Origin of the sequence: Tardiphaga sp. vice304 (assembly GCF_007018905.1) — a bacterium.
Lineage (GTDB): Bacteria > Pseudomonadota > Alphaproteobacteria > Rhizobiales > Xanthobacteraceae > Tardiphaga.
Genome location: NZ_CP041402.1, coordinates 2,754,342 through 2,780,110 on the forward strand (window position 1 = coordinate 2,754,342; position 25,769 = coordinate 2,780,110).

25 protein-coding genes and 1 tRNA gene are annotated in these 25,769 nt (G+C 63.9%); 21 read left to right on the plus strand and 5 right to left on the minus strand.

From position 1 onward, the window contains the following. Positions 1-83: 83 nt before the first annotated feature. Positions 84-1,835 (minus strand): ATP-binding protein, encoded by a 1,752-nt coding sequence (locus tag FNL56_RS13015; protein WP_143573143.1) that lies wholly within the window; start codon positions 1,833-1,835, stop codon positions 84-86. Between the two features lie 71 nt (positions 1,836-1,906). Here FNL56_RS13015 and FNL56_RS27690 point away from each other — a divergent pair, with 71 nt between their 5' ends. The 13 genes from FNL56_RS27690 to FNL56_RS13075 all read left to right on the plus strand — a co-directional run bounded on the left by FNL56_RS27690 (position 1,907) and on the right by FNL56_RS13075 (position 12,862). Beyond that, entirely contained in the window at positions 1,907-2,053 is a 147-nt protein-coding gene (locus FNL56_RS27690; RefSeq protein ID WP_168202923.1) for a hypothetical protein, read from the plus strand. A 127-nt stretch (positions 2,054-2,180) separates the two neighbouring features. Further along, on the plus strand, positions 2,181-3,077 hold the full coding sequence (locus tag FNL56_RS13020) for a LysR family transcriptional regulator (protein WP_168202924.1): 897 nt from the start codon (positions 2,181-2,183) through the stop codon (positions 3,075-3,077). Positions 3,078-3,182: 105 nt separating this feature from the next. Next, positions 3,183-4,289 (plus strand): ring-opening amidohydrolase, encoded by a 1,107-nt coding sequence (locus FNL56_RS13025; protein WP_143573145.1) that lies wholly within the window; start codon positions 3,183-3,185, stop codon positions 4,287-4,289. A gap of 208 nt (positions 4,290-4,497) precedes the next feature. Further along, positions 4,498-5,436 carry a Bug family tripartite tricarboxylate transporter substrate binding protein gene (locus FNL56_RS13030; RefSeq protein ID WP_143577870.1) on the plus strand — a complete coding sequence of 313 codons (939 nt, stop codon included), beginning with the start codon at positions 4,498-4,500 and terminating at the stop codon, positions 5,434-5,436. A gap of 36 nt (positions 5,437-5,472) precedes the next feature. Beyond that, positions 5,473-6,345 (plus strand): amidohydrolase family protein, encoded by an 873-nt coding sequence (locus FNL56_RS13035; protein ID WP_143573147.1) that lies wholly within the window; start codon positions 5,473-5,475, stop codon positions 6,343-6,345. An 11-nt stretch (positions 6,346-6,356) separates the two neighbouring features. Next, on the plus strand, positions 6,357-7,079 hold the full coding sequence (locus FNL56_RS13040) for a PIG-L deacetylase family protein (protein ID WP_143573148.1): 723 nt from the start codon (positions 6,357-6,359) through the stop codon (positions 7,077-7,079). Beyond that, positions 7,076-7,768 carry a 4-carboxy-4-hydroxy-2-oxoadipate aldolase/oxaloacetate decarboxylase gene (locus FNL56_RS13045; protein WP_143573149.1) on the plus strand — a complete coding sequence of 231 codons (693 nt, stop codon included), beginning with the start codon at positions 7,076-7,078 and terminating at the stop codon, positions 7,766-7,768. The genes FNL56_RS13040 and FNL56_RS13045 overlap by 4 nt, the downstream gene beginning before the upstream one ends. 9 nt (positions 7,769-7,777) lie before the next feature. Next, positions 7,778-8,629, plus strand: coding sequence for an ABC transporter substrate-binding protein (locus FNL56_RS13050; protein WP_143573150.1), 852 nt, complete (start codon positions 7,778-7,780; stop codon positions 8,627-8,629). A gap of 128 nt (positions 8,630-8,757) precedes the next feature. Further along, complete coding sequence (locus FNL56_RS13055) at positions 8,758-9,711, plus strand: catechol 2,3-dioxygenase (RefSeq protein WP_143573151.1); 954 nt, start codon at positions 8,758-8,760, stop codon at positions 9,709-9,711. A 177-nt stretch (positions 9,712-9,888) separates the two neighbouring features. Beyond that, a tRNA-Gln gene (locus FNL56_RS13060) sits at positions 9,889-9,962 on the plus strand. 202 nt (positions 9,963-10,164) lie between these two features. Beyond that, positions 10,165-11,352 (plus strand): Na+/H+ antiporter NhaA, encoded by a 1,188-nt coding sequence (gene nhaA, locus FNL56_RS13065; protein ID WP_143573152.1) that lies wholly within the window; start codon positions 10,165-10,167, stop codon positions 11,350-11,352. A 307-nt stretch (positions 11,353-11,659) separates the two neighbouring features. Continuing rightward, positions 11,660-12,535 (plus strand): CheR family methyltransferase, encoded by an 876-nt coding sequence (locus FNL56_RS13070; RefSeq protein ID WP_143573153.1) that lies wholly within the window; start codon positions 11,660-11,662, stop codon positions 12,533-12,535. Between the two features lie 9 nt (positions 12,536-12,544). Then, complete coding sequence (locus FNL56_RS13075; protein ID WP_143573154.1) at positions 12,545-12,862, plus strand: PilZ domain-containing protein; 318 nt, start codon at positions 12,545-12,547, stop codon at positions 12,860-12,862. 36 nt (positions 12,863-12,898) lie between these two features. On the opposite strand, the gene FNL56_RS13080 is transcribed toward FNL56_RS13075, so the two are convergent. Next, the gene (locus FNL56_RS13080) at positions 12,899-13,330 is read right to left on the minus strand and encodes a response regulator (RefSeq protein WP_143573155.1); all 432 of its coding nucleotides are present in this window, start codon (positions 13,328-13,330) and stop codon (positions 12,899-12,901) included. 443 nt (positions 13,331-13,773) lie between these two features. Between FNL56_RS13080 and FNL56_RS13085 the strand changes: the two genes are divergently transcribed. From FNL56_RS13085 to FNL56_RS13100, 4 genes are all read left to right on the plus strand, one after another. Further along, positions 13,774-14,520, plus strand: coding sequence for a spermidine synthase (locus FNL56_RS13085; protein WP_143573156.1), 747 nt, complete (start codon positions 13,774-13,776; stop codon positions 14,518-14,520). A 333-nt stretch (positions 14,521-14,853) separates the two neighbouring features. Next, positions 14,854-15,729, plus strand: coding sequence for a tonB-system energizer ExbB (gene exbB / locus FNL56_RS13090; protein ID WP_143576150.1), 876 nt, complete (start codon positions 14,854-14,856; stop codon positions 15,727-15,729). Between the two features lie 3 nt (positions 15,730-15,732). Continuing rightward, entirely contained in the window at positions 15,733-16,203 is a 471-nt protein-coding gene (gene exbD, locus FNL56_RS13095) for a TonB system transport protein ExbD (protein ID WP_143573157.1), read from the plus strand. Between the two features lie 14 nt (positions 16,204-16,217). Beyond that, on the plus strand, positions 16,218-17,009 hold the full coding sequence (locus FNL56_RS13100; RefSeq protein ID WP_143573158.1) for an energy transducer TonB family protein: 792 nt from the start codon (positions 16,218-16,220) through the stop codon (positions 17,007-17,009). Between the two features lie 155 nt (positions 17,010-17,164). On the opposite strand, the gene FNL56_RS13105 is transcribed toward FNL56_RS13100, so the two are convergent. From FNL56_RS13105 to FNL56_RS13115, 3 genes are all read right to left on the minus strand, one after another. After that, positions 17,165-17,911, minus strand: coding sequence for an SDR family NAD(P)-dependent oxidoreductase (locus tag FNL56_RS13105; RefSeq protein ID WP_143573159.1), 747 nt, complete (start codon positions 17,909-17,911; stop codon positions 17,165-17,167). A gap of 167 nt (positions 17,912-18,078) precedes the next feature. After that, a complete protein-coding gene (locus tag FNL56_RS13110; protein WP_143577900.1) occupies positions 18,079-18,810 on the minus strand; it encodes an SDR family oxidoreductase in 732 nt (243 codons plus the stop codon). Between the two features lie 192 nt (positions 18,811-19,002). Further along, complete coding sequence (locus FNL56_RS13115; RefSeq protein WP_441351286.1) at positions 19,003-20,814, minus strand: IlvD/Edd family dehydratase; 1,812 nt, start codon at positions 20,812-20,814, stop codon at positions 19,003-19,005. A 207-nt stretch (positions 20,815-21,021) separates the two neighbouring features. Here FNL56_RS13115 and FNL56_RS13120 point away from each other — a divergent pair, with 207 nt between their 5' ends. The 4 genes from FNL56_RS13120 to FNL56_RS13135 all read left to right on the plus strand — a co-directional run bounded on the left by FNL56_RS13120 (position 21,022) and on the right by FNL56_RS13135 (position 25,623). Continuing rightward, positions 21,022-22,086: an ABC transporter ATP-binding protein gene (locus tag FNL56_RS13120; RefSeq protein WP_143573162.1), complete on the plus strand. Its 1,065-nt coding sequence runs from the start codon at positions 21,022-21,024 to the stop codon at positions 22,084-22,086. Positions 22,087-22,296: 210 nt separating this feature from the next. After that, positions 22,297-23,622, plus strand: coding sequence for an ABC transporter substrate-binding protein (locus FNL56_RS13125; RefSeq protein WP_143573163.1), 1,326 nt, complete (start codon positions 22,297-22,299; stop codon positions 23,620-23,622). A 134-nt stretch (positions 23,623-23,756) separates the two neighbouring features. Next, positions 23,757-24,716: a carbohydrate ABC transporter permease gene (locus FNL56_RS13130; RefSeq protein ID WP_143573164.1), complete on the plus strand. Its 960-nt coding sequence runs from the start codon at positions 23,757-23,759 to the stop codon at positions 24,714-24,716. Continuing rightward, the gene (locus FNL56_RS13135) at positions 24,709-25,623 is read left to right on the plus strand and encodes a carbohydrate ABC transporter permease (RefSeq protein WP_143573165.1); all 915 of its coding nucleotides are present in this window, start codon (positions 24,709-24,711) and stop codon (positions 25,621-25,623) included. Before FNL56_RS13130 ends, FNL56_RS13135 begins: the two co-directional genes overlap by 8 nt. The last annotated feature ends 146 nt before the right edge of the window (positions 25,624-25,769 follow it).

Below are 25,769 nucleotides of genomic sequence, written 5' to 3' on the forward strand. Positions count from 1 at the left end.
CATAGGCGATGATGGCGCGGGGGAGAAGCGTTGCTCTTTTCACCCTCCCCCTCAAAAGAAGAGGGGGAAGTTGAACTGCGCAGCTAGCGGAGCGGCTTTTTCAGCAGCGAGAAGCGGTCGGGGTCGAGGCCGAGCGACGGCTGCAGCATCGGGGTTTCCAGCGTGCGCGGCATCGGGCGGTCGGTGAAGCCGGGATCGTTCGGCACGTCGCGGTGCGAGGTGGCGCCGCGCCAGCGTTCCAGCACCGCGGCGACGAAATGCATGTCGTGGCCGGCCGCGACCGACGGCACGGTGGAAATCGTGGCTTCCGAGCGCGGCAATTGATGCGGCGGCACTTCCTTGAACCGCAGTCGCGTCGGCAGCGCGACGCCTTCGCCGAACGCCAGCACTTCGCGGGTGCCGAGCGAGGGCACGAAAGACAATAGATTGGCGGCGGCATCCGACACGGCAGAGCGCAACAATGTCTGGTCGCGCTCGTTGGCGAGCCGCATCGCGAATAACGTGTTGCACTGCGAGATAATGGTCGCGTCGAGTTCGGCGGGACGCTGGGTCACCAAGCCGAGATAGACGCCGTATTTGCGGCCTTCCTTGGCAATCCGCGATACCGCCTTGCGGGTCGGGCCGAAGCCGATGTTGCGGTCGGCGGAAGCGTAGCGATGGGCTTCCTCGCAGACGAACAACAGCGGAGAGACGCCGTCGCTCCACAGCCCGAAATCGAACGCCATGCGGCACAGCACCGACACCACGGAGTCGACGACTTCAGCCGGGAAGCCCGCGAGCTGCATGATGGTCATCGGCTTGCCGTTGGCCGGCAGCCGGAACAAATAGGAGATCACTTCCGCCATGGTGTCGCCGCCGACATTGGCGTTGTCGAACATGAAGGCGTAGCGCGGGTCGTTGCGCACCGTCTCGATGCGCGAGATCAGCTTGTGATAGATGATGCGCGAGGAGCGGTTCTCCAGCTTGCCCATGCGTTCGTCGATCAGCGAGATCAGATCGACGAGGCGATAGGGCACCGGGGTGTCGGCGGTATAGCCGATCGTCTTCGGGTCGATCCGCTTCAGGCCGATGCGGTCGGAGTTCTGGTACTGCGTATAGACGCCCTTGGCGATCGGGATCACCTCGCCGAGGATTTCCAGCTCTTCCGGCACGCCGGGGCGGCCGGCGAACAGCACGTCGACGATCTCCTCGAAATTGAACAGCCAGAACGGCAGCTTCAGATTGCGCGGGTTGAGCACCAGCGCACGGTCACCGAAGCAGCGGCCATATTCATTGTGCACATCGAGCAGGAAGATGCGAAGGTTCGGTCGCACTCGCAGGATTTCGTTGAGTAGCAGGGACACGCCGGAGGACTTGCCGACGCCGGTGGAGCCCAGCACGGCAAAGTGCTTGCTCAGCATTTCCTCGACGTCGACATAGGCGATGACCGACTTGTCCTGCTGCAGCGTGCCGACATTGATCTGGTCGGAGCCGGTCGGTGCATAGACGGTGCGCAGTTCCGCATTGCTGATCAGTTCGACGGCGTCGCCGATAGTCGGATAAATGGTGACGCCGCGCTGGAACTTGGGGCGGTCCGGTCCGCCGACGATCTCGCCGAGCAGGTCAACCGAGGCACTGGCTATGTAGGTATCGGGTTCCTGCATGTTTTCGCAGGATACCTCGGTGATCATGGCGATGATGGTCGAACTTGCGCAGCGAATGCTGACGAAACAGCCGACGGTAGCGCGGGCTTTTGCCGGCGCCATCTGGTTGGCAGCCAGCAGGCCGACGCGGGCCAGTGAGCCCTTGACGGATATGATGCGCCCGAACGACGCCGGCGTAGTGAAAAGTGTCATGTTGAAATAATCGCGTTGTCGCGCCCCGGTTTGGGATCACTATGAGGGTAAGGGACTGGACAAACGGTTAAATGGCCGGGGCATTCCGTGTGCAGTTTGGACGTTCAACGGTGGGCTTTACTGCCGGTCGCGGCATTCAACCGGCTTTCCCGGAAGAATTCATGGCCGACGGCCGAGCGGATGCGGGGCTGGCCGCCGAAGGCTTTACCCCGAATTAACCAGCCCGGCAGTCGCTCAGGTGCAAGGGGACGCCGGGCGCTTGCCATGGCCGTCCGCAAACCTTGCTTCGCCGGGGAACTGCGGGGTACCTCTGCAGGCTCATTGGCGGCATCGGTCGGAATCTCCATGCGCATCGACTTCCCGGGACTGCAGGCGTTCCTCGCGATTGCCGAGCGGGGCAGCTTTTCGCGCGCGGCAGCGCATCTGAACCTGTCGCAGACGGCCCTCAGCCACCGCATCAAGAAGCTGGAGGAGGATCTCGGCCTGCAACTGCTCGCCCGCACGACGCGGCAGGTGGCCCTGACACCTGCCGGACTGGAACTGCTGCCGACCGCGCGGCGGATGATCGGCGAATTGTCCGACACCATCGACCTGCTGCGCGCCCGTGGTCGCCAGCGTCAGGCGCATATCGCGCTGGGCTGCCTGCCGACCATTGCCGCCTATCATTTGCCGCGGGTGCTGCAGGAGTTCAACGCGGCGCATCCCGGCATCTCGATCAAGATCCACGACAATTCGGCCGGCGAGATCGCCACGCTGGTGCAGTCGGGGCAGGCCGAGTTCGGCGTCACCATCATTGCGATGAACATCTGGGATCTCGAGGCGACACCGCTGATCAAGGAACGCTTCGTGCTGCTGTGCCCGAAGGATCACGAATTCGCAAAGCGCAACTTTCTCAACTGGGCGCATCTGGCGGACACGCCGCTGATCCGCATCAGCCCGCAGGCCGGCAATCGCGCGCTGATCGACGACGCGCTGGGCGAGCGCCGCGACGCGCTGAACTGGCGCTACGAGGTGCAGCATCTGCAGACGGCGGTGGGCATGGTGTTCGAACGGCTCGGCGTGGCCGTGGTGCCGAACATTGCGGTGGCAACCCAGGGCACCGCGGGCCTCGTCGCCGTGCCGCTGCGCAACCCCGGCGTCAGCCGCACCGTCGGCATCGTCGTCAAGCGCGGCCTGCCGCCGAGCAAGCCGGCGCAGGCGCTGATCGAGTTGATCAAGGCGTATTTCGCCGCCCTGCAATAGGCCGCGGGCGCGGTGCCTTTTCGGCGTCGCTGCGCGTCCCAATCGGGGCTTGTCCGAACAAGGCGCGCGCCACATGGTTCGGCCAACATCAACAGGCGGACCCTCATGGAAGCACGAATTCACAGGATTGCGGCCGGCGCGCCCGACGACGTCTCCGGCATCGAGGCGCAATTCGCGGCCGGGCGCATCGATCCCCGGCGGATCGTCGCTATCCTCGGCAAGACCGAAGGCAATGGTTGCGTCAATGATTTCACGCGCGGCTTTGCGTCGTCGGCGCTTAAGGCGATGATCGTGCGCGCGACGGGCGAGGCCTCCGACGCCGTCGAGCGGCGCGTCGTCACGGTGATGTCCGGCGGAACCGAGGGCGGGCTGTCGCCGCACTGGCTGGTGTTCGAGGTGGTGCCGGGCGAGGCGGCGGCGGATGGCGAAATGGCGCTGGCGATCGGAACCGCGGTGACGCGCCCGTTTGCGCCGCACGAGATCGGCCGCGCCGCGCAGATCGACGCGACGGCGGACGCGGTGCGCGAGGCGATGGCCGCTGCCGGAATCGAGCGGGCGGAGGACGTGCACTACGTGCAGGTGAAATGCCCGCTGCTGACCAAGTCACGCATCGCCGAGGCCAGAGCGGACGGCCGGGACGTCGCCACCGAGGACACGCTAAAATCGATGGCCTATTCGCGGGGCGCATCCGCGCTCGGCGTCGGCGTGGCGCTCGGAGAACTGTCCCGCGAGGCGATCGACGATGCGGTCGTTTGCCGGGATTTCAGCCTGTATTCGAACCGCGCCAGCACCTCGGCCGGGGTCGAACTGCTGGAGAACCAGATTCTCGTGGTCGGCAACAGCCGCGCCTGGTCCGGCGAGTACCGCGTCGCGCACGACGTCATGCAGGACGCGATCGATTCCGCGGCCGTCATCCGCGCGCTGTCGGCGGCGGGAATCGCCTCCCTCTATCCGCTGGACGCAGAATCGCAGCAGGCGCTGTGCGCCGTGCTGTGCAAGGCGGAGGCCTCGCAGACCGGGCTCATTCGCGGCGCGCGGCACACCATGCTGGACGACAGCGACATCGCATCCTCTCGCCACGCGCGCGCGCTGGTCGGCGGCGTGATCGCCGGCGTCGTCGGCACCACATTGTTGTTCGTGTCCGGCGGCGCCGAACATCAGGGCCCGGATGGTGGCGGGCCGGTGGCTGTCATCGTGCGTAAAAGCCGATAAGGGCCAGCATGTTCAATTATGAAGGAGAGCGGTGGATTGTGCGAAAACTATCATTTGTTGCATAAATAGGACTTGGCTATGACGGCGGTCGGAAAGGGGCGCATCAAGCCGCCCCGCTGAAGGGCAGGGCCGCATGATGCCGCAATCTGAATTTCGATCGAAGGGCCGCCAAGCACGCTATTGGCGCGCGGGGATCACGGCTGTGGCGATGACCCTTTTGGGCCTGGCCTCCCCGGCACAGGCGCAATCGACCTATCCGAACCGGCCGATCCGTGTGGTCGTGCCGTTCGCCGCCGGTGGCGTCGCCGACATCACACTGCGCATCGTCGCCGAAAGCCTCGGCGAGAAACTGGGCCAGCGCCTGATCGTCGAGAACATGCCGGGGGCCGGCGGCGTCGCCGCGGCGCGCGCGGTGCTGTCGTCGCCGCCGGATGGCTATACGCTGGCGCTGCTCAGCAACGGCACCGCCGTCAGCGTGCCGCTGTTCAAGAGCCTGCCGTTCGATCCGGTGAAGGACTTCGCGCCGATCTCCAGCATCGGCTTCTTCGATTTCATCGTCGGCACCAACGCCGAGTCGCCCCACAAGACGCTTCCCGACCTAATCAAGTTTGCACGCGACAATCCCGGCAAGCTCAATGTCGGCACCATCAGCGTCGGCAGCACGCAGAACCTGTCCGCACAGCTCCTGAAATCCACCGCCGGCGTCGATTTCCAGATCGTGCCGTACCGCGCCACGCCCGAAGCCATCATCGGCCTGTTGCGCAACGATATCGACGTCCTGATCGACAACTATGTCGGCATGAAATCCGCATTGACGGACGGCAAGGTCACGGCGATCGGCACCACCGGCGAAACCCGCTCGGTGATCCTGAAGGACACGCCCACGGTGAGCGAGGGCGGCGTCAAGGGCTACGACGTGGTGTCGTGGAACGCGCTGTTCGCGCCGGCCAAAACGCCGCCGGAGGTGATCGCGAAACTCAACGCCGCGCTGCGCGAGGTGGTGGCGCAGCCGGACGTCAAGCAGAAGCTGCTCGATCTCGGCATCGAGGCGCGCGCCGGCTCGCCGGAAGAGCTGAAAGCGCGTCTGGTGGATGACATCGCCAAGTGGACCAAGGTGATCGAGCAGGCCGGCATTCCCAAACAATAACGTCGCGCGCTTTTTCCTCACGCATTCAAGGACGTCATGACCAAACCAACCGTGCCCGGCCCCGATCCTCACACCCGCACGCCGAAATTCAAGCTGCCGGCGCTGGCTTGCGACTCGCACACCCACATCTTTGGACCGGGCGCCAAGTATCCCTATGTCGGCTCCTACATCCCGCCGGATGCGCCGCTGGAGGATTTCCAGAAGCTGCACAAAATTCTCGGCATCGGCCGCGCGGTGATCGTCAATGCCAGCGTGCACGGCACCGACAACCGCGTCGCGCTCGACGCCATCAAGGTCAGCGAAGGCCGCTATCGCGCGGTCGCCAACCTCGATCCCGCGATTAACGAGCAGGGCCTGCAGGAGCTGCATGACGGCGGCTTTCGCGGCTGCCGCTTCAACTTCGTCAAGCATCTCGGCGGCACGCCGGACATGAAGGTCTTTCATCGCACCGTCGACATGATCGCCGCGCTGAACTGGCACGTCGATTTGCACTTCGACGCGATCGACCTGCCGGACTATGCCGGGCTGCTGGCGAAGCTGCCGGTGCGCTACACGATCGACCACATGGGTCGCGTCAAGGCGGCCGACGGCCTCGACCAGCTGTCGTTCCGCACGCTGCTCGACCTGATGCAGCGCGACGAGAAGTGCTGGGTCAAAGTGTCCGGCTGCGAGCGCGTGACCTCGATGGGCCCGCCCTTTACCGACGCCGTGCCGTTCGCGAAGAAGATCTGCGACACCGCGCCGGATCGCGTGATCTGGGGCACCGACTGGCCGCATCCCAACGTGAAGGCGATGCCCAATGATGGCGACCTCGTCGACCTGATCCCGCTGTTCGCACCGGACCCGGCCGTGCAGCAAAAAATTCTGGTCGACAATCCGGCGCGTCTTTTTGATTTCGATAGCAAGTAAGGACATCTCTCATGTCGATGCAGAAAACCGGCCTGGTGGTCTCCGCGCATCCCGGCGATTTCGTCTGGCGCGCCGGCGGAGCGATCGCGCTGCATGCCAAGAAGGGCTACCGGATGAAGATCGTCTGCCTTGCCTATGGCGAGCGCGGCGAGTCCCAGTTTGCCTGGAAGCAGCAGGGCATGACGCTGGACAAGGTCAAGGCCGGCCGTCGCGATGAAGCCGAGCGCGCGGCGGCCTCGTTGGGCGCGGAGATCGAGTTCTTCGATGCCGGCGACTATCCCTTGCACCTCACCGAGGCGCACAAGGAACGGCTGATCGACATCTACCGCGAGCTCAATCCGAGCTTCGTGCTGACGCATTCGCTGGAAGATCCCTATAACGTCGATCACCCTGCCGCGACGGCCGCCGCGCAGGAGGCCCGCATCATCGCGCAGGCGATGGGTCACAAGCCGGATGCCGAATACAGCTATTCGGCGCCGCCGGTGTTCCTGTTCGAGCCGCATCAGCCCGAGATGTGCAACTTCAAGCCGCAGGTGATCCTCAATATCGACGAGGTCTGGGACATCAAGCGCAAGACGTTCGAGATCCTCGCCGCGCAAAAGCATCTGTGGGCCTATTACGAGCGCGTCGCGCTGCAGCGGGGCATGCAGGGCGGCCGCAACACGGGCGCTGCGATGACCTATGGCGAGGCCTATCAGCGGCTGTTCCCGATGACCCTGGAGGTGCTGGCATGAAGACCGTCGTCGTCCGAAACATCGAGCGGGCCGATGCCGATGTGGTCAAGCGTCTCGGTGCGCTCGGCGTGTCCACCGCGCACGAGGCCTATGGCCGGTTCGGCCTGATGAAGCCCTATATGCGCCCGGTGTGGGCCGGCGCGGAGGCGGCGGGCACCGCGGTGACCGTGCTGGCGCAGCCCGGCGACAACTGGATGCTGCATGTCGCCATCGAGCAGTGCCGCCCCGGCGACATGCTGGTGGTGGCCTGCACGACCGACAATACCGACGGCATGTTCGGCGATCTGCTGGCGACCTCGCTGAAGGCGCGCGGCGGCGTCGGCCTGATTATCGATGCCGGCTGCCGCGACATCAAGACCCTGCGCGAGATGGGCTTTCCGGTCTGGTCGAAGGCGATTTCCGCCAAGGGCACCGTGAAAGCCACGCTCGGCGCGGTCAACGTCCCCGTCGTCTGCGCCGGCGAGCTGGTCCAACCCGGCGACGTCGTCATTGCCGACGAGGACGGCGTGGTCGTGATCCCCCGTAAGAACGCCGCCGAAATCGCCGACAAGGCCGAGGCGCGTGCGGCGCTGGAGGAGAGCAAGCGGCAGACACTTGCTTCCGGCATTCTCGGCCTCGACATGTACAGCATGCGCGAGGGCCTTGCGAAGGCCGGTCTCGTCTATGTCGACAAGCCGGAAGACGTGTAGGGCAGGGCGATGATGAAGCTCCGCGTGCTGCTCGGCGACCACCCGCACACCGCGGCGCTGAAATCCGGCAAGATCTCCTCCGATCTCGTCGAGATGGAATTCGCGGACTACAAGCCGACCAACAAGGGCTTCAAGCCGATGGTCCGCGAGGCCGCGTTCGATGTCTCCGAACTGGCGATCGTCACTTTCCTGATGGCCAGGGCCTATCACAAGCCGATGGTGCTGCTGCCCGACGTGATGATGGCGCGGTTTCAGCATGGCTTTGCCGTGACCAACCCGGAATCCGGAATCGTCACGCCGAAGGATCTCGAAGGCAAGCGCGTCGGCATTCGTTCCTTCACCACCACGACCGGCGCGTGGCTGCGCGGCATCCTGGCCCACGATTACGACGTCGATCTCGACAAGGTCGACTGGGTGACCTTCGAGGAGCCGCATGTCGCCGAGTTCAAGGACATCACGACGAAGGCGCCGGCCGGGAAGCAGATCCTGCAGATGCTGTTCAACGGCGAACTTGACGCCGTGCTCGGCGAAAAGTCCGACGATCCGCGGGTGAAGCCGCTGTTTCCCAACGCCGCAGCCGAGGAGAAAGCGTGGTTCGCGGGGCATGGCGTGGTGCCGGTCAATCACATCACGGTGGTCAGCAAGGACCTGTCGGACGAACATCCCGAAATCGTCCGCGAGGTGCACCGCATGCTGCAGGCGAGCCGGGCCGCTGCGGCCGGCCAGACCGTCTCATATACCGACGACGAACTAACCCGCTCGATCGAACTGATTACCGGCTACGCCACGGAGCAGGGACTGATCCCGCGCGCTTACGCTGTGGATGAACTGTACGACGACGTGACCCGCAAGTTGAGATGAGCACCCCACTCTCCGCCGTCATTGCGAGGAGCGAAGCGACGCGGCAATCCAGAAGGCCTCAAGCGAAGACTGGATTGCTTCGTCGCAAGGGCTCCTCGCAATGACGGCTATTGGCATTGGAGATAATCATGACCCCCGAACCGATCTACGATCTCGCCCATCTCGGCCACATGGAAATGCTGACGCCGAAGCCCGACGAGAGCCTCGCCTTCTTCGTCGACGTGATGGGCATGACCGTCAGTGGGCGGCAGGGCGAGTCGGTCTATTTGCGCGGCTGGGACGATTACGAGCGCTCGACGCTGAAACTGACGGCGTCGAACACCTCCGGCATGGAACACATGGCCCTGCGGGCGCGCAGCCCGCAGGCGCTTGAGCGGCGCGTGGCGGCGCTGAAGGGCACGGAGTTCGCGATCGGCTGGACCGACGGCGATCTCGGCCACGGCCCGGCCTATCGCTGCCGGGATCCTGACGGCCACATCGTCGAGCTCTATTACGAGACCGAATGGTACGAGCCGCCGCCGGAGCTGAAGCCGGCATTGAAGAACCAGGCGCAACGATATCCCGCGCGCGGCATCAATGTGCGACGGCTCGATCACCTCAATTGCCTCGCGGTCGATATCAAGGCCAACCGGATCTTCTTCGAGGATTATCTCGGCTGCCGGCTGACCGAGCAGATCGTGCTCGACGACGGCACCGAGGCAGCCATGTGGCTAACGATGTCGAACAAGAGCTACGACTTCGCCTATTCGCGCGACCATTCCGGCACGAAAGGCCGCTTCCACCACGTCACCTACGCGCTCGACAGCCGCGAGGACATTCTGCGCGCTGCCGACATCTTCCTCGAGGCCGGCGTGCATATTGAGACCGGCCCGCACAAGCACGCGATCCAGCAGACCTTCTTCCTCTACGTCTACGAACCCGGCGGCAACCGTGTCGAGGTCGCCAACGCCGGCGCGCGGCTGATCCTGGCGCCGGACTGGAAGCCGATCGTCTGGAGCGAGGCAGAGCGCAGGAAAGGCCAGGCCTGGGGCCTCAAGACCATCGAATCCTTCCACACCCACGGCACCCCGCCGGTGCAGTGACGTCACGAGCTTCTAGCCCGCTGATGGGCGCAATTATTCCTTTGTTGGGAGATATTGCGCAATTGGCTCACGGCGCGCTTGCGCAAGGTGCGGCGGTCGGGCTAGAACGCGGCCGGAACGGGCGGTTATCCCGGTTCCGGCGATTCTGGCAGGCCGCGGCCAAGCCACTGAATCCTTTGGGGAATGGTGTAACGGTAGCACAACAGACTCTGACTCTGTTTGTCTAGGTTCGAATCCTAGTTCCCCAGCCAGGCCGATTTCAGGCATCCATGTGGTTTCACGCCCTGTTCCGTTGACGGATCGGTACTGTGACACGGTCGTTGGCATCCGCCACTTGTCCCCCGGAACCGGATCGTCGCGCGGGCGTCAGGCTTGCTCGCGGTGCATCAATCGGCCACATCTGTAACACCCGGAACGGCTTGTACCGGCGACTTCGACCTGTCAGGGAGCGACATGAACTCATCCCCTCCAAGGCTGAAGCCAATCTCGTCGCTTCGCCATTTCATGACCAGCGAGGCGGGCAGCGGCGTGGTGCTGATGCTGGCCGCCGCGGCTGCCTTGATCGTGGCCAACTCGCCGGCGTCACCGGCCTATTTTGCCACCCTGCAGTCCTATGTCGCCGGCCTCAGCGTGCTGCATTGGATCAACGACGCCCTGATGGCGGTGTTCTTTCTGTTCGTCGGGCTCGAGATCAAGCGCGAGTTCATGGAGGGGCAGCTTGCGACATGGCCGCGGCGCGTCCTGCCGGGCTTTGCCGCCCTCGGCGGCATGATCGCGCCTGCGGCGATCTACCTTGCCTTCAACGGCATCTCCGGAGCGACCGCGCGCGGCTGGGCCATTCCGACGGCCACCGACATCGCCTTTGCCCTGGGCGCGCTCGCGCTGCTCGGCTCCCGCGTGCCGGTGTCGCTGAAGATATTCCTCACCGCGCTCGCCATTCTCGATGACCTCGGCGCGATCACCATCATCGCCTTGTTCTATACCGACAGCCTGGCGCCGTGGTGGCTCGCGGGAGCCGCGGCGACGATCGGCCTGCTGTTGGGCATGAGCCGTTTCGGCGTCCGCAAGCTGACGCCCTATCTGGTCCTGGGTGTGCTGCTCTGGCTATGCACCCTGAAATCCGGCGTGCACGCGACGCTGGCCGGCGTCGCGCTTGCGCTGACGATCCCGCTGCCAAGGGCGGATCATGCGACCGGAGCGCCGCGGCCGCTGCTCGTGCTCGAACACGCCTTGCAGCCCTGGGTGGCCTATCTGATCGTGCCGGTCTTCGGCTTTGCCAATGCAGGCGTGTCCTTTGCGGGCATGAAATGGTCGGTCCTGCTCGAGCCCGTGACGATCGGCGTGACGCTCGGCCTGTTCGCGGGCAAACAGGCCGGCGTCCTGTTGGCAACCTGGCTCGCCATAACTTTGAAAGTCGCAAGACTTCCCGATGACGCCAGTTGGGCGCAGATGTACGGCGTTGCCCTGCTGTGCGGCATCGGCTTCACCATGAGCCTGTTCATCGGCATTCTGGCGTTTCCGCTCAGCGCGGAGTTGCAAGACGAGGTCAAGGTCGGGGTGCTGGCAGGATCGTTGATCTCCGGCGCGCTCGGCATGATCGTGCTGGCGGTCAGCCGCAGGACAAGTCCTTCGAGAGAATAGGCCAGCCCCCGCGCGAGTTTTCCCGCGCGACGTCACGCATCATCGAACGCCTGGCTCTTTCGAGCCAGGCGTTTCCACTGATACCTACGATGTCGGATGCAGCGCCGCGCGTGGTCGTGTTCTCGCGCCAAATCTCTTTTCTCGTTGCCAATTGTGCCGGCAATATTGGGGATGTCTTAGTCATTTGCTGCAACTGTCATGATTGACCGACGCTTATTGTCGGGCTTGAAAATACCACCATCGCATCTTCGGCCATTACCGGAATTCGAATGCGCAGGATTGCAGGCGCTTTGTTCAGAAAGACATCATGACTCCCGCCGATTACGAGTATCTGCAAAAGATTCTGAAAGAACGCTCCGGCCTGATGTTGTCGGCCGACAAGAAGTATCTGCTGGAAAGTCGGCTGTTGCCGCTGGCGCGCAAGCTCGGCGTCGCCGGTATCAGCGAGGTCGTGCAGAAGATGAAGGCCGGCTCGGCACAAGTGATCGCCGACGTGGTCGAGGCCATGACCACCAACGAGACGTTCTTCTTTCGCGACAAGACGCCGTTCGATCATTTCAAGGACACCGTGGTGCCTGACCTGATCAAGGCGCGCGCCAGCAAGCGCGCGTTGCGGATCTGGTGTGCCGCCGGCTCGACCGGGCAGGAGCCCTATTCGCTGGCGATGATCCTCAAGGACATGAGCGCCCAGCTCTCCGGCTGGCGGCTCGAGATCATCGCCACCGATCTGTCGCCGGAAGTCCTGGAGAAGTCGCGCGCCGGTCTTTACACGCAGTTCGAAGTGCAGCGCGGCCTGCCGATCCAGTCGCTGGTCAAGCATTTCACGCAAGTGGGCACGATGTGGCAGCTTAATGCCGACGTCCGTGCGCTGGTGCAGTTCCGCCAGTTCAATCTGCTGCAGGACTTTGCCGGCCTCGGCAAGTTTGACATCATCTTCTGCCGCAACGTGCTGATCTATTTCGACCAGCCGACCAAGAGCGATATCTTCGGCCGGCTCGCCAAGGCGAGCGAACCGGACGGCTGTCTGTTCCTTGGCGCGGCCGAAACGGTGATTGGTCTTACCGACAAATATCGCGTCTGTCCGAACCGCCGCGGCGTCTATCTGCCGGTGGACGCGCGGGCCGCGTCATCGATACCCGGCATGGGCGCGGCACTGAAGATGCCGGCGAGTGCCGTCAGATAGGACCGCGTGATGGCAACAGAGAACACCGGGCCGGCACGCGTTGTGTTCGGGCGGGGCTACAGCGTCTGGATTATGGCGATCGATGGCACCTGGCGCCGCAATTGCCTGTTGAAGGCGGTGTCCTCGGTCGATGCCGAACTGACCCTGGAAGGATCGATCGAGGGCTTGCATCTGAAGGAGTTCTTCCTGCTGCTGTCCTCGACGGGGCTGGCCTATCGGCGCTGCGAACTGGTCAAGGTCAACGGAGCGGAGCTCGAAATCCGCTTTCTCAGCACAAAGCCCGGCAAAGCCAAGCGAACCACCAATTCCGACATGGCCGACGCCTGACGACTCCCGGCGGGGCAGACGGCAGAAAGACGATGGCTATTCGCTATGGATCGCGGTGCCTAAATCGTCGGGACGGCGCAGGGCGGAGGCTTCCGCCAGGCTTTCCCCGATCACCGCGAGCAAAGCGGCGGGCGTGAACGGCTTGCGCAGGCAGCGCGTCGCGCCGAGCACGAGCGCCATCCGCAAGAAGTCCGGCGCCGGCGCGGTGTGCTGCGCGAAGGCATAGCCGGAGATCGCGATCAGCGGGACATCGGGCGCGCGCTGGTGAAACACCCGCACCGATTCAAAGCCGCGCATCTCCGGCATGAAGATATCGACGATCATGACGTCGAACCGCGATGCTTCCAGGGCATGCAAGCCGCTGACGCCCCCATCGGCCAGCACGGTCTCGAAGCCGTGCCGATCCAGCGTCAGGCGGATGGACAATGATACCAACGGATCGTCATCGACAACCAATACTCGTTTCATCAAGTGCCCCCGCGCAGAAGTGAAATCTGTCCGCATCAACACTCAACTACCCACTTCACAAAACGAATCGTGGCGTATGAGAACTTTTGAACATGTGTGCCGTAGCTGTCTGTATCGAATAGTGCACTTCTTGAGTCGTGTGACGTGTAATTAATAGGTTCACATCAAACATCGCGTGATGGTCGCGGCGTTTATCGTTAAAAGTTGGCGTGATTTAGCGGTATTCGTTGGATGATCGGGGGCGACGTTGCCGCTAGTCATGTTGTTGCCGAACGGCCCGCGTTGTCAGCTACCGCGAGGCACGATCGAGGCCGCGATCTCCCTCGGCGCGCATGGCGCCCTGCATATGCCAGGGTGCGCGTATCATGGACGGCAGCCGTTGCGGCCGTGATGGACAAATATTGGCTGTTGCCGCGCCGGCTGTCGCATGGGCATGGTGCGGCATGAGCATCAATTTTGAAGAGCTGGACTATCGCCCCACGCCGATCGGTGTGCTGACCCTGCGCCGCCGCCGCCGGCCGGACTCCGATGTCGATATCTACGAGATCAAGCTCGGCGATGAATTCCTGATGTCGAGCGCCTTCACCGCCGCCGAGATCGCGCTCGCCGATATCGGGCTGTCGTCGCTGCCGCAAGATCCGCTTTCACAGGGCGGCCTCGACGTCGTGGTCGGCGGCCTCGGTCTGGGCTATACCGCGCAGGCCGCGCTGGCTGATCCGCGCGTTCGTTCGCTGATCGTGATCGATGCCCTGCCGGAAGTGATCGAGTGGCACCAGGCCGGCCTCATTCCCGTCGGCCGTGAACTGTCCGCCGATCCGCGCTGCCGCCTCGTGCACGGCGACTTTTTCACGATGGCCACCTCGGCCGATGGCGGCCTCGATCCCGAAGCGCTCGGCCGGCTGTTCGACGCCGTGCTGGTCGACATCGACCACGCACCGGACAATTTGCTGCATCCCAGCCATGCCGTACTCTACACCGCAGCCGGTTTGCAGCGGTTGTCGGAGCACCTCAAGCCCGGCGGCGTGTTCGCGTTGTGGTCGAATGATCCGCCGGATGCAGCGTTCAACGGCTTGCTGGAACGGGTGTTCGGCGCGGTTGAAGCGCATGTGGTGGCGTTCGAAAACCTGCATGGCGACGATGAGGTGTCCAACACCGTTTATGTCGGCACGAAGCGTGCGGTGCAGGCGTAGCGTTCCTGCAGATCGCGACAGTCCGGGCGAGTAGGGTCCGCCGGCATTGCAATGGTTGAAGTTCCAGCCGTGATCGGCCTGGTGATTTGAGCGGCAGTTTGGACGTATTCAAAGGAATCGACAGCCTAATGCGGGCAAACCGCATTGACCGGTTTTTGGCCGGCCGGTACTCAATTCCACGGGGCGAGCGAAGGCCGTCGAGTGCCCGAGGGCGTGCCGCAGTCTAAAGCGTTGCCGAACGGCCCGGAAGCGCCGGCCCTGAAATGGTCAAGTTGACCGGTGTCTATCCCAATGTCATCCGCCGTCGGTCCGAGGTACACGTCCTTGTTTAGAATGCTTCTGAAACTGTTGTCCGTGCTGGCCGTGTTCGCGCTGGCCTCGCCCCTCGCTGCGCAACAGGTCGCCGCGCCGCCGGCGTCGGCTCAGACGGCGCCCTCGGCAGCGCCGGCCCCGCAGGCGATCGATCCGTCCGGTGCCGAGACGGCCAAGGGAGCGAAGGCGGCGGTAGCGGTGGGCGTGCACGATCTGTCGCCGTGGGCGATGTTCAGGAACGCCGACATCATCGTCCAGCTCGTCATGCTGGGCCTTGCCTTCGCTTCGCTGGTCACCTGGACCGTCGCCATCGCCAAGACGATGGAATTGACCGCCTCGCAGCGCCGCCTGAAGAACGCGTTGAAGCACATCTCGGAGTCCCGTTCGCTGTCGGAAGCGCAGCTCGCGCTCGGCAAGAAGGATACCGTGCTTTCCGTGCTGCTGGCTGCGGCGATGAAGGAGGGGCGGATGTCGGTCGGCATCTCCTCCGACGCCGGTATCAAGGAGCGCGCCGCCTCCAGCTTCTCCGAGATCATGCGCGCCGAAGCCCGCCGCATCCGCTTCGGCATGGGCGCGCTCGCCACCATCGGCGCGACCTCGCCATTCGTCGGCCTGTTCGGCACCGTGTGGGGCATCATGAACAGCTTCATCGGCATTTCGAAATCGCAGACCACCAATCTCGCCGTCGTGGCGCCCGGCATTGCGGAGGCGCTGCTGGCCACCGCGATCGGCCTGGTCGCGGCGATCCCGGCGGTGATCATCTACAATCACTTCGCCCGGGTGACGAAGACCTACATGGAGTACGTCAACCGCGCTTCCGGCGCGGCCGGCCGGCTGTTGTCTCGCGATCTCGATCGCACCCAGCATGGCATCCCGCACTCGCGCGCGGCGGAATAGACCATGGGCATGTCGATATCCGAAGGCGCCGGCGACGACGATCTCGAAGAGTCCCATGAGATCAACGTCACGCCGTTCATCGACGTGATGCTGGTGCTGCTGATCATCTTCATGATCGCAGCCCCGCTCTCCACCGTCGACCTGCCGATCGACCTGCCGACCTCGACCGCCACGCCGGTCAAGAAGCCGGACAAGCCGATCTATGTCAGCATCAAGCCGGATCTCGCGGTGGCGATCGGCGAAAACATGGTCAAGCGCGTCGACCTGATCCGCTCGCTGGACGCCATGCCGGATGCCAGCAAGGACAAGCCGATCTTCCTGCGCGCCGACCGGGCGGTACCCTATGGCGACATGATGGACGTGCTGGAATTGCTGCGGGCCGGCGGCTACACCAAGCTGAAGCTGGTGACGCTGGAAGGCGTGCCGGACCGCGGCGCGGTGCCACCGGCGCCGGCCGACCAGCCGAAGCCCTGAACGGACGAAACGAGATGTCCGACCTTGATGCACGAAAGCCGTCATGCCGGCTGTGGGCCATCGCCGCGGTCGTCGCGGTGATGCTGCACGGCGTCGGCATCGCGCTGGCCGTGGTGCAACTCGATGCGGACGCCTCCGACGACTCGCTGGGGGCGCCGGCGATCGAGGTCGGGCTGGAGATGCTGTCGCCGCGCCAGGAGGCCAGCGACCTGCCGCCCGGGCCCGACACCGACGCTTCCACCGCCTCGCCGGCGATCGCCGAGCAGAAGGCGGAAGTGAAGGAGACCGATCTGCCGAAGGCGATCCCGCAGGAGAGCGAGGATCCCGACCAGGTCGTGACCACCAATGATTCCAAGAAGCCGGTCGAGGAGGAGCCTGAAAAGCAGGCGGTGCAGCAATCGGCCTCCACGGAATCGGTGGCGTCCGAAGCGACCGCGATGCCTTCGGTCGACGCTGCCCAGGAGGCGCCGCGTTCGGTCGCGCCCGCGCAGGGCTCCGGCCAGAGCGCGCAGCGCATGAAGGTGACATGGCAGAAGGAACTGGTCGCGCATCTCGACCGCCACAAGCGCTATCCCGCCGAGCGCCAGCAGAAGACCGCCGAGATCACCGTCAACTTCGAGATCGACCGTACCGGCAAGGTCCTCGCCGTCAGCGTCATCAAGGGCTCCGGCGACGCCGCCTTCGACCAGGCCGCGGTCGCCATGGTGCGTCGCTCCGACCCGCTGCCGGCCCCGCCGCCGCTGATCGCCGACGAGGGCCTCAGCTTCACACTGCCGGTGATCTTTCGCGTCAAGGCGAAGGGGTGACTTCTTCCCTCTCCCCCTTGTGGGAGAGGGTGGATCGACCGCGAAGCGGTCGAGACGGGTGAGGGGGCGCTACAAGCTCCGAGCTTCGCTGTTACCCCTCATCCGACCGCGCTTCGCGCGGCCACCGTCTCCCAAAAGGGGAGAAGGAAGAAGAACTAATACGTCGCGCGACCGCCCGAAATATCGAACACCGCGCCGGTCGAGAACGCGCAGTCTTCGGACGCCAGCCAGGCGGCCATCGCGGCGAGTTCTTCCACCAGCACGAAGCGGCCCTTCGGAATCTTCGACAGCATGAAGTCGATATGCTGCTGCGTCATCTGGTCGAAGATCGCCGTCCGCGCCGCCGCCGGCGTGATCGCGTTGACTGCGATCTCGTAGCTCGCCAGTTCCTTGCCGAGCGACTTGGTGAGCGCAATCAGCCCGGCCTTCGACGCGGAGTAGTGCGCCGCGTTCGGGTTGCCTTCCTTGCCGGCAATCGAGGCGATGTTGACGATGCGGCCGTAGTTCTGTTTCACCATCGACGGCACGATCGCCTTGCAGCAGATGAACGGACCGTCGAGGTTGATGCGCAGCACCTTGCGCCATTCATCCAGGTCGGTTTCCCATACCGTCTTGTTGATCCCGGCGATCCCGGCATTGTTGACGAGGATGTCGATCTTTCCCAGCTTGGCCAGCGTGGTGTCGCGCGCGGCCTCGACCGCCGCAAGATCGGATACGTCGACGCCGATAGCGATGACGGCATCGCCGATCTCCTTCGCGGTTCTTTCCGCATACGCGATGTCGTGGTCCCAGATCGCCACCCTGGCGCCGGAAGCAACGAAGCGCTCGGTGATCGCGCGCCCAAATCCCTGCGCGCCGCCGGTGACCACGGCGCAGCGTCCGTTCAGATCGATTTTGTTCATGGGAGTGTCCTTGCTCGATACAATCTACGAAATCAAACTGTCATTCCGGGATGCGGCAGGCGGCGAATCCGGCTGCCGCAGACCCGGAGTTCCGAAATGTTCATCGTCCCATCTCGAGGGTCCGGGTTCGCTCGCGCTGATGCGCTCGCGCCCCGGAACCAAGGAAATTACAACGTCCAGCCGCCGTCGATGACGTGGGCAACGCCAGTGGTGAATGAGCTTTCGTCGCTGGCGAGGTAGACGGCGAGAGACGCGATCTCCTCCGCCGTGCCGAGCCGGCCCATTGGCTGGCGCGAGACGAACATCTCACGGCCGTTGGGTCCGGCCGCTGCGGCGCGGTCCAGCATCGACGGCGTTTCGATGGTGCCGGGGCAGATGCAGTTGCAGCGGATGCCTTTGGTGATGAAGTCGGCGGCGACAGCGCGGGTCAGCGCCGCCACTGCGGCTTTCGTCGCGCCGTAGACGTAGCGGTTCGGCGCCGCCTTGAACACGCCGGCGGCGGAAGCGATGTTGACGATCGAGCCGTGGCCGCGCTCGAGCATTGCCGGGAGGAAGGCGCCAATTGTGCGGTGCATCGATTTCACATTGATGTCGAACGAGAAGTCCCAGTCGTCGTCGGAGCATTCCAAGACGGTGCCGTGATGCACGAAGCCGGCGGCGTTGAGCAGGATGTCGACGGGGCCCACGCGCTTGGCCATTGCGGCGACCGCGGTGCTGTCCCGCACGTCGAGCTTGGCGACGTCGATGCCGTCCTGCTTCAACTCCATCACACCGGCCTCGTTGAGGTCGGTCGCGAACACCTTCGCGCCCTCGCGTGCAAAGGCCAGCGCGCAGGCGCGGCCGATGCCGGCGGCGCCCGCGGTGATGAAGGCGCGCTTGCCTTTCAGGCGATCGGACATGTGGTTCTCCCTGTCGCTCTTGTTTTTGCAGAAATCAAAACTGTCATTCCGGGGCACGGGCGGCGCGAGCCGACCGTGAACCCGGAATCCCCGGATGTTCAGCGTGCCATGACGAGGTTCCCCGCCACTCCAATTGGAGTGGCTGAGGTTCGCTCGCGCTGACGCGCTCGCGCCCGGAATGACACCGCGAGGCTAGTGGTTATGCCTGGCGGTGCCGATCTTGCCGGCAATGTCGTGATAGCGCGTCGCCAGCTCCAGACAGGCGCCGGTCGCCTGCTGGCCGACGGTCGAGCGATACAGCTCCTGCCACGGCGTCTGGTGCGCCGGATACTTGAATCCGCCGTCGGCCTTCAGCGCCGCGCGTCGCGATTCCAGCTCCTCGTCGGAGATCAGGATGTTGGCGCTGCCGACATTTAGGTCGATCCGCACCCGGTCGCCGGTGCGCAGGATCGCCAGCCCGCCATTGGCGGCGGCTTCCGGCGTGGCGTTCAGGATCGAGGGCGAGCCGGAGGTGCCGGACTGCCGGCCGTCGCCGATGCACGGCAGCGAGTGGATGCCGCGCTTGATCAGGGCCGCCGGCGGCTGCATGTTGACCACCTCGGCGCCGCCGGGATAGCCGATCGGCCCGGTGCCGCGCACGAACAGGATGCAGTGCTCGTCGATATCCAGGGACTCGTCGTCGATGCGGTGGTGATAGTCCTCCGGCCCCTCGAACACGATGGCGCGGCCCTCGAAGGCGTTCATGTCGTCGGGATTCAGAAGATAGCGCTCGCGAAACTCCTTCGAGATCACCGACGTCTTCATGATCGCGGAATCGAACAAATTGCCGCGCAGCACCAGGAAGCCGGCGTCCGCCACCAGCGGCCGGTCGTAGGACCAGATCACGTCGTCGTCGGGGGCAGGGGCCTTGGCGCAGTTCTCGCCCATGCTGCGGCCGTTCACCGTCAGCGCGTCCTCGTGAATCTTGTTGTGCTTCATCAGCTCACGGATCACCGAGGGCACGCCGCCGGCGCGGTGATATTCCTCGCCGAGATAGAAGCCGGCCGGCTGCATGTTGACCAGCAGCGGCACTGCGTGGCCGACGCTTTGCCAGTCGTCGATATCAAGCTCGACGCCGATATGGCGCGCCAGCGCGTTGATATGGATCGGCGCGTTGGTCGAGCCGCCGATCGCCGAATTGACCACGATGCAGTTCTCGAACGCCTGTCTTGTCAGGATGTCGGACGGCTTGAGGTCTTCCCACACCATCTCGACAATGCGCTGGCCGGTCTCGTAGGCGATTTGGCCGCGCTCCCGATAGGGCGCCGGGATCGCCGCGCAGCCTGGCAGCGACATGCCCAAGGCTTCCGCCAGCGAATTCATCGTCGAGGCCGTGCCCATCGTGTTGCAATGGCCGACCGACGGCGCCGAGGAGGCGACCAGCGTCATGAACTCTTCATAGTCGATCTCGCCGGCGGCAAGCCGTTCGCGGGATTTCCACACCACCGTGCCGGAGCCAGTGCGCTCGCCATCATGCCAGCCGTTCAGCATCGGCCCGCCGGACAGAACGATCGCCGGCAGGTTGACCGTCGCGGCGGCCATCAGGCAGGCCGGCGTGGTCTTGTCGCAGCCGGTGGTCAGCACCACGCCGTCCAGGGGATAGCCGAACAGCACTTCGACGAGGCCGAGATAAGCGAGGTTACGGTCGAGCGCCGCGGTCGGGCGCTTGCCGGTTTCCTGGATCGGGTGCACTGGGAATTCCATCGCCAGCCCGCCGGCGGCGGTGATGCCTTCGCGGACGCGCTTGGCGAGTTCGAGGTGGTGCCGGTTGCACGGCGACAGGTCGTTGCCGGTCTGCGCAATGCCGATGATCGGCTTGCCGGACTGCAGTTCGTGGCGGGTCAGACCGTAGTTGAGGTAGCGCTCCAGATAGAGAGCGGTCATCGCCGGATTGTGCGGATCGTTGAACCACTCGCTGGAGCGGAGTTTGCGCCGGACGATGCCGTTGAGGGGCTTGTTCATCATTTCTCCCGCAGCGCACACTTGGTGTGTGCGTCAGATTCTTTTGATGGGCGGCGAATGGTGGCATGTCAACGCCGGCTTCGCAACGCTCCGCGCGCGGTGCGCCCTACGACTATCATCCAACGACAAGCCGAAAAATTTCTGCTAAGACGTTCGCGAACTGGCGCCCCGGCACACCGGAGGACGTCCGACTTTTGGGAGGGGAATGGCATGGCGTCTGTTCAGATCCATGACGTGCGTAAATCTTTTGGCGGTTTTGAAGTACTCCACGGCGTATCGGTCCCGATCGAGGATGGCGCCTTCGTTGTCCTGGTCGGCCCCTCCGGCTGCGGCAAGTCCACGCTCCTGCGCATGCTCGCCGGCCTCGAAAAAATCACCTCCGGGACTATCTCGATCGGCGACCGCATCGTCAACGACGTGCAGCCGAAAGAGCGCGACATCGCGATGGTGTTCCAGAACTACGCTCTTTATCCCCACATGACCGTTGCCGATAATATGGGCTTCTCGCTGAAGCTGCGCGGCGCCGACAAGGATGAGATCAACACCAAGGTCAACCGCGCCGCGGACATTCTCGATCTTCGCCGGCTGCTCGACCGCTATCCGCGCCAGCTCTCCGGCGGCCAGCGCCAGCGCGTCGCGATGGGCCGCGCCATCGTCCGCGACCCGCAGGTGTTTTTGTTCGACGAGCCGCTGTCGAATCTCGATGCCAAGCTGCGCGTCGCGATGCGCGCCGAGATCAAGGAACTGCACCAGCGGCTCAAGACCACCACGGTCTACGTCACCCACGACCAGATCGAGGCCATGACCATGGCCGACATGATCGTGGTGATGCAGGACGGCATCGTCGAGCAGATGGGCGCGCCGCTCGAACTCTACGATCACCCCGACAACAAGTTCGTCGCCGGCTTCATCGGCTCGCCGGCGATGAACTTTCTCGAAGGCACGCTGAAGGTCAATGGCGGCCAGCCCTGGGTCGAGACCGCCAGCGGCGCGCGGCTGCCGGTCGCCGAGGCGCCGGCGGCGGCCAACGGCAAGGCCGTGACCTACGGCATTCGTCCCGAACACCTCGAATTTGCCGATGACGGCATCGAGGCGGAGATCATCGTGGTCGAGCCGACCGGCTCGGAAACCCAGGTCGTGGCGCGCATCGGTACCCAGGACATCATCGCGATCTTCCGCGACCGCCGCCGCGTCGAGCCCGGCGACAAGGTGCACCTGCGCCCGCGCGCGGCCTCGGCCCATCTGTTCGACAAGGATACCGGGAAGAGGATCTAGGCATGTCATTCCGGTCTGCAGCAGACGGCGAAGCTGGCTGATGCAGACCTCAGCCACTCCAATTGGAGTGGCGGGGAATCCCGAGATGTTTTGCGCTGAACATTTCGAGATTCCGGGCTCGCTCGCAGCAAGCTGCTCGCGCCCCGGAATGACAAATTCGTTCAAAACATTGGTCGATCAACGAACCAATAAACAGGGAGAAGATGAAAGATGACTGGATTCACACCGGATCGCCGATCTCTGCTCAAGGGCGGCGCGATCACGCTGGCCGCCGCGGCGACCATGTCGGCCGACCAGTTGCTCGGCCATGCCAAGGCCTGGGCTCAGGCCTCGCCGTGGAAGCCGGAAGCGGGCGCCAAGATCAACCTGCTGCGCTGGAAGCGCTTCGTCGAGGCCGAAGACGTGGCCTTCATGAAGATCGTCGACGCCTTCCAGAAGGCGACCGGCGTCACCATCAACGTCTCTAACGAATCCTATGACGACATCCAGCCCAAGGCGTCGGTTGCCGCCAATACCGGGCAGGGGCTCGACATGGTGTGGGGGCTGTATTCGCTGCCCTTCCTGTTTCCCTCCAAGTGCATGGACGTCACCGACGTCGCCGACTATCTCGGCAAGAAGAACGGCGGCTGGGCGGAATCCGGCAAGCAGTACGGCATGTATAACGGCAAGTGGATCGGCGTGCCTGTCGCCGCCACCGGCGGCCTTGTCAACTACCGCGTCGCTGCCGCCGAAAAGGCCGGCCACAAGACCTTCCCGGAAGACCTCGGCGGCTTCCAGGACCTGTTCAAGGGCATGAACAAGAACGGCACGCCCGGCGGCATGGCGCTCGGCCACGCTTCGGGCGACGCCAATGGCTGGGTTCACTGGGCGCTGTGGGCGCATGGCGGCAAGCTGATTGACAAGGACAACAAGGTCACGATCAACTCGCCGGAGACCGCCAAGTCGCTGGAATACGTCAAGTCGTTGTACGACAATTTCATTCCCGGGACCGCGTCGTGGAACGACTCGTCGAACAACAAGGCTTTCCTTGCGGGTCAGCTACACCTCACCACCAACGGTATCTCGGTCTACGTCACCGCGAAGAAGGAAGCCCCGGCGATTGCCGAGGACATGAACCACGCCCATCTGCCGAAGGGCCTGGACGGCAAGCGCCGCGAATTGCATCTCGGCTTCCCGATCCTCATCTTCTCCTTCACCAAGTTCCCGCAGGCCTGCAAGGCATTCACCGCCTTCATGATGGAGCCGGAGCAGTTCAACCCATGGGTCGAGGCCGCGCAGGGCTATCTGTCGCCGTTCCAGCTCGCCTACGAGAAGAACCCGATCTGGACCGCGGACCCGAAGAACACGCCGTACCGCGACGTCGCCACCTCGGCGTCGACCCCGGCCGGCGAGGCCCAGATGAGCGAGAACGCGGCGGCGGCGATCGCCGACTTCGTGGTGGTCGACATGTACGCCAACTACTGCACCGGCCGCGAGGACGTGAAGACTGCGATGGGTTCGGCGGAACGCGCGGCGAAGCGTATCTTCCGCGCGTGATGGGATGACCTGACGAAACGGCCGTCGCTGATTGATGTAATCCGCGCCGGCCTCTCCACCTGTCGTCCCGGCAAGCGAGCCTGCGAGCGCAAGCCGGGACGACATGGATTACGACCAACCGGAGCTACCATGGAATGACGACCCTTCAGACATCGCTCCCCACGCCCACTCGCCATGTCGGAAAATCCTCAGCCTGGGACCGGCTGCGCACCAACCGCAACTGGCTGGCGCTGTGGTTCATGCTGCCGGCGGCCGCGTTCCTGATCCTGTTCCTGGCCTATCCGCTGTTTCTCGGCGTCTGGATGAGCTTCACCGACGACCGCATCGGCCGCGCCGGCGTGTTCGTTGGACTTGAAAACTACGAATGGCTGAAGGACGATTCGATCTTCTGGCTGTCGGTGTTCAATACGCTGCTCTATACGATCGTCGCTTCCGCCATCAAATTCGTCGTCGGCCTTTATCTGGCGCTGCTGCTTAACCGCCACATGCCGTTCAAGGCGCTGATCCGCGCCGCCGTGCTGATCCCGTTCATCGTGCCGACCGTGCTGTCGGCGATCGCGTTCTGGTGGATCTACGACTCGCAGTTCTCGATCATCTCCTGGTCGCTGATCAAGATGGGATTGATCGACCACAACATCAATTTTCTCGGCGACGGCAACATGGCGCGGGCCAGCGTGATCTTCGCCAATATCTGGCGCGGCGTACCGTTCGTCGCGATCACCCTGCTGGCAGGCCTGCAGACCGTGTCGCCGTCGCTGTACGAGGCCGCGACGCTTGACGGTGCCACAAGCTGGCAGCGCTTCCGCTTCATCACCTATCCCTTGCTGACGCCGATCATCGCGGTCGTCATGACCTTCTCGGTGCTGTTCACCTTCACCGACTTCCAGCTGATCTGGGCGCTGACGCGCGGCGGTCCGGTCAACGCGACCCATCTGATGGCGACGCTGAGCTACCAGCGCGGCATTCTGTCTGGCCGGTTAGGCGAGGGCGCGGCGATCGCCACCGCGATGATCCCGTTCCTGATGGCGGCGATCGCGATTTCCTGGTTCGGCATGCAACGCCGCAAATGGCAGCAAGGCACTGACAATGACTGACGTTCCCGCTAACACCCGCGTCGCCGCTGCCACCGTCGAGCAGGACGACAACAGCGAGGGCATGACCTATCTGGAGTCGCTGCCGAGCCGGATCGTCACGCTCTACATCCCGCTGTTCATCATCGTGGTGATCCTGCTTTTTCCGTTCTACTGGATGGCACTGACCTCGATCAAACCGGACGAACAACTGATCGACATGGAGCGGTTCAATCCGTTCTGGGTGGTCAAGCCGACGCTGAAGCACATCAACAAGCTGTTGTTCGAGACCAACTATCCGCGCTGGCTGTGGAACACGATGTATGTTGCAGCCGCGGCCACGACGCTGTCGATCATTGCCTCGGTGCTCGCCGCCTACGCCATCGTGCGGCTGCGCTTCCGCGGCGCGGAAGTGGTGGGTGCGACGATCTTCATGGCCTATCTGGTGCCGCCGTCGATCCTGTTCATCCCGTTGGCGACGGTAATTCAGGCCTATGGGCTGTTCGACTCGCCGCTGTCGCTGATCCTGATCTATCCGACGCTGCTGATCCCGTTCTCGACCTGGCTGTTGATGGGCTATTTCAAGACCATTCCGTTCGAGCTGGAAGAGTGCGCCCTGATCGACGGCGCGTCGCGCTGGCAGATCCTGGTCAAGATCATCGTGCCGCTCGCGGTGCCCGGCCTGATCTCGGCCTTCATCTTTTCTTTCACGCTGTGCTGGAACGAGTTCATCTACGCGCTGACGTTTTTGCAGTCGACCCAGAACAAGACCGTGCCGGTGGCGATCGTCAATGAATTCGTCGACGGCGACATTTACAAATGGGGCTCGCTGATGGCCGGCGCGCTGGTCGGGTCATTGCCGCTGGTGATTCTGTACGCGTTCTTCGTCGAGCATTACGTGTCGGCGATGACGGGGGCGGTGAAGGAATAATACGACAACGTCGTTCCGGGGCGCGGGCGCACCAGCGCGAGCGAACCCGGAACCTCGACATGTTCAGCGCGCCACACATCGGGATTCCGGGTTCGCTCGCAGCAAGCTGCTCGCGCCCCGGAATGACAATAAAATCAAAACCAAGA

Bases quoted from the DNA above. Each gene is read 5' to 3' on its own strand.
- FNL56_RS13015 (WP_143573143.1), bottom strand. From the start codon at position 1,835: ATGACACTTTTCACTACGCCGGCGTCGTTCGGGCGCATCATATCCGTC.
- FNL56_RS27690 (WP_168202923.1), top strand. From the start codon at position 1,907: ATGGCCGGGGCATTCCGTGTGCAGTTTGGACGTTCAACGGTGGGCTTT.
- FNL56_RS13020 (WP_168202924.1), top strand. From the start codon at position 2,181: ATGCGCATCGACTTCCCGGGACTGCAGGCGTTCCTCGCGATTGCCGAG.
- FNL56_RS13025 (WP_143573145.1), top strand. From the start codon at position 3,183: ATGGAAGCACGAATTCACAGGATTGCGGCCGGCGCGCCCGACGACGTC.
- FNL56_RS13030 (WP_143577870.1), top strand. From the start codon at position 4,498: ATGACCCTTTTGGGCCTGGCCTCCCCGGCACAGGCGCAATCGACCTAT.
- FNL56_RS13035 (WP_143573147.1), top strand. From the start codon at position 5,473: ATGACCAAACCAACCGTGCCCGGCCCCGATCCTCACACCCGCACGCCG.
- FNL56_RS13040 (WP_143573148.1), top strand. From the start codon at position 6,357: ATGTCGATGCAGAAAACCGGCCTGGTGGTCTCCGCGCATCCCGGCGAT.
- FNL56_RS13045 (WP_143573149.1), top strand. From the start codon at position 7,076: ATGAAGACCGTCGTCGTCCGAAACATCGAGCGGGCCGATGCCGATGTG.
- FNL56_RS13050 (WP_143573150.1), top strand. From the start codon at position 7,778: ATGATGAAGCTCCGCGTGCTGCTCGGCGACCACCCGCACACCGCGGCG.
- FNL56_RS13055 (WP_143573151.1), top strand. From the start codon at position 8,758: ATGACCCCCGAACCGATCTACGATCTCGCCCATCTCGGCCACATGGAA.
- nhaA (WP_143573152.1), top strand. From the start codon at position 10,165: ATGAACTCATCCCCTCCAAGGCTGAAGCCAATCTCGTCGCTTCGCCAT.
- FNL56_RS13070 (WP_143573153.1), top strand. From the start codon at position 11,660: ATGACTCCCGCCGATTACGAGTATCTGCAAAAGATTCTGAAAGAACGC.
- FNL56_RS13075 (WP_143573154.1), top strand. From the start codon at position 12,545: ATGGCAACAGAGAACACCGGGCCGGCACGCGTTGTGTTCGGGCGGGGC.
- FNL56_RS13080 (WP_143573155.1), bottom strand. From the start codon at position 13,330: ATGAAACGAGTATTGGTTGTCGATGACGATCCGTTGGTATCATTGTCC.
- FNL56_RS13085 (WP_143573156.1), top strand. From the start codon at position 13,774: ATGAGCATCAATTTTGAAGAGCTGGACTATCGCCCCACGCCGATCGGT.
- exbB (WP_143576150.1), top strand. From the start codon at position 14,854: ATGCTTCTGAAACTGTTGTCCGTGCTGGCCGTGTTCGCGCTGGCCTCG.
- exbD (WP_143573157.1), top strand. From the start codon at position 15,733: ATGGGCATGTCGATATCCGAAGGCGCCGGCGACGACGATCTCGAAGAG.
- FNL56_RS13100 (WP_143573158.1), top strand. From the start codon at position 16,218: ATGTCCGACCTTGATGCACGAAAGCCGTCATGCCGGCTGTGGGCCATC.
- FNL56_RS13105 (WP_143573159.1), bottom strand. From the start codon at position 17,911: ATGAACAAAATCGATCTGAACGGACGCTGCGCCGTGGTCACCGGCGGC.
- FNL56_RS13110 (WP_143577900.1), bottom strand. From the start codon at position 18,810: ATGTCCGATCGCCTGAAAGGCAAGCGCGCCTTCATCACCGCGGGCGCC.
- FNL56_RS13115 (WP_441351286.1), bottom strand. From the start codon at position 20,814: ATGATGAACAAGCCCCTCAACGGCATCGTCCGGCGCAAACTCCGCTCC.
- FNL56_RS13120 (WP_143573162.1), top strand. From the start codon at position 21,022: ATGGCGTCTGTTCAGATCCATGACGTGCGTAAATCTTTTGGCGGTTTT.
- FNL56_RS13125 (WP_143573163.1), top strand. From the start codon at position 22,297: ATGACTGGATTCACACCGGATCGCCGATCTCTGCTCAAGGGCGGCGCG.
- FNL56_RS13130 (WP_143573164.1), top strand. From the start codon at position 23,757: ATGACGACCCTTCAGACATCGCTCCCCACGCCCACTCGCCATGTCGGA.
- FNL56_RS13135 (WP_143573165.1), top strand. From the start codon at position 24,709: ATGACTGACGTTCCCGCTAACACCCGCGTCGCCGCTGCCACCGTCGAG.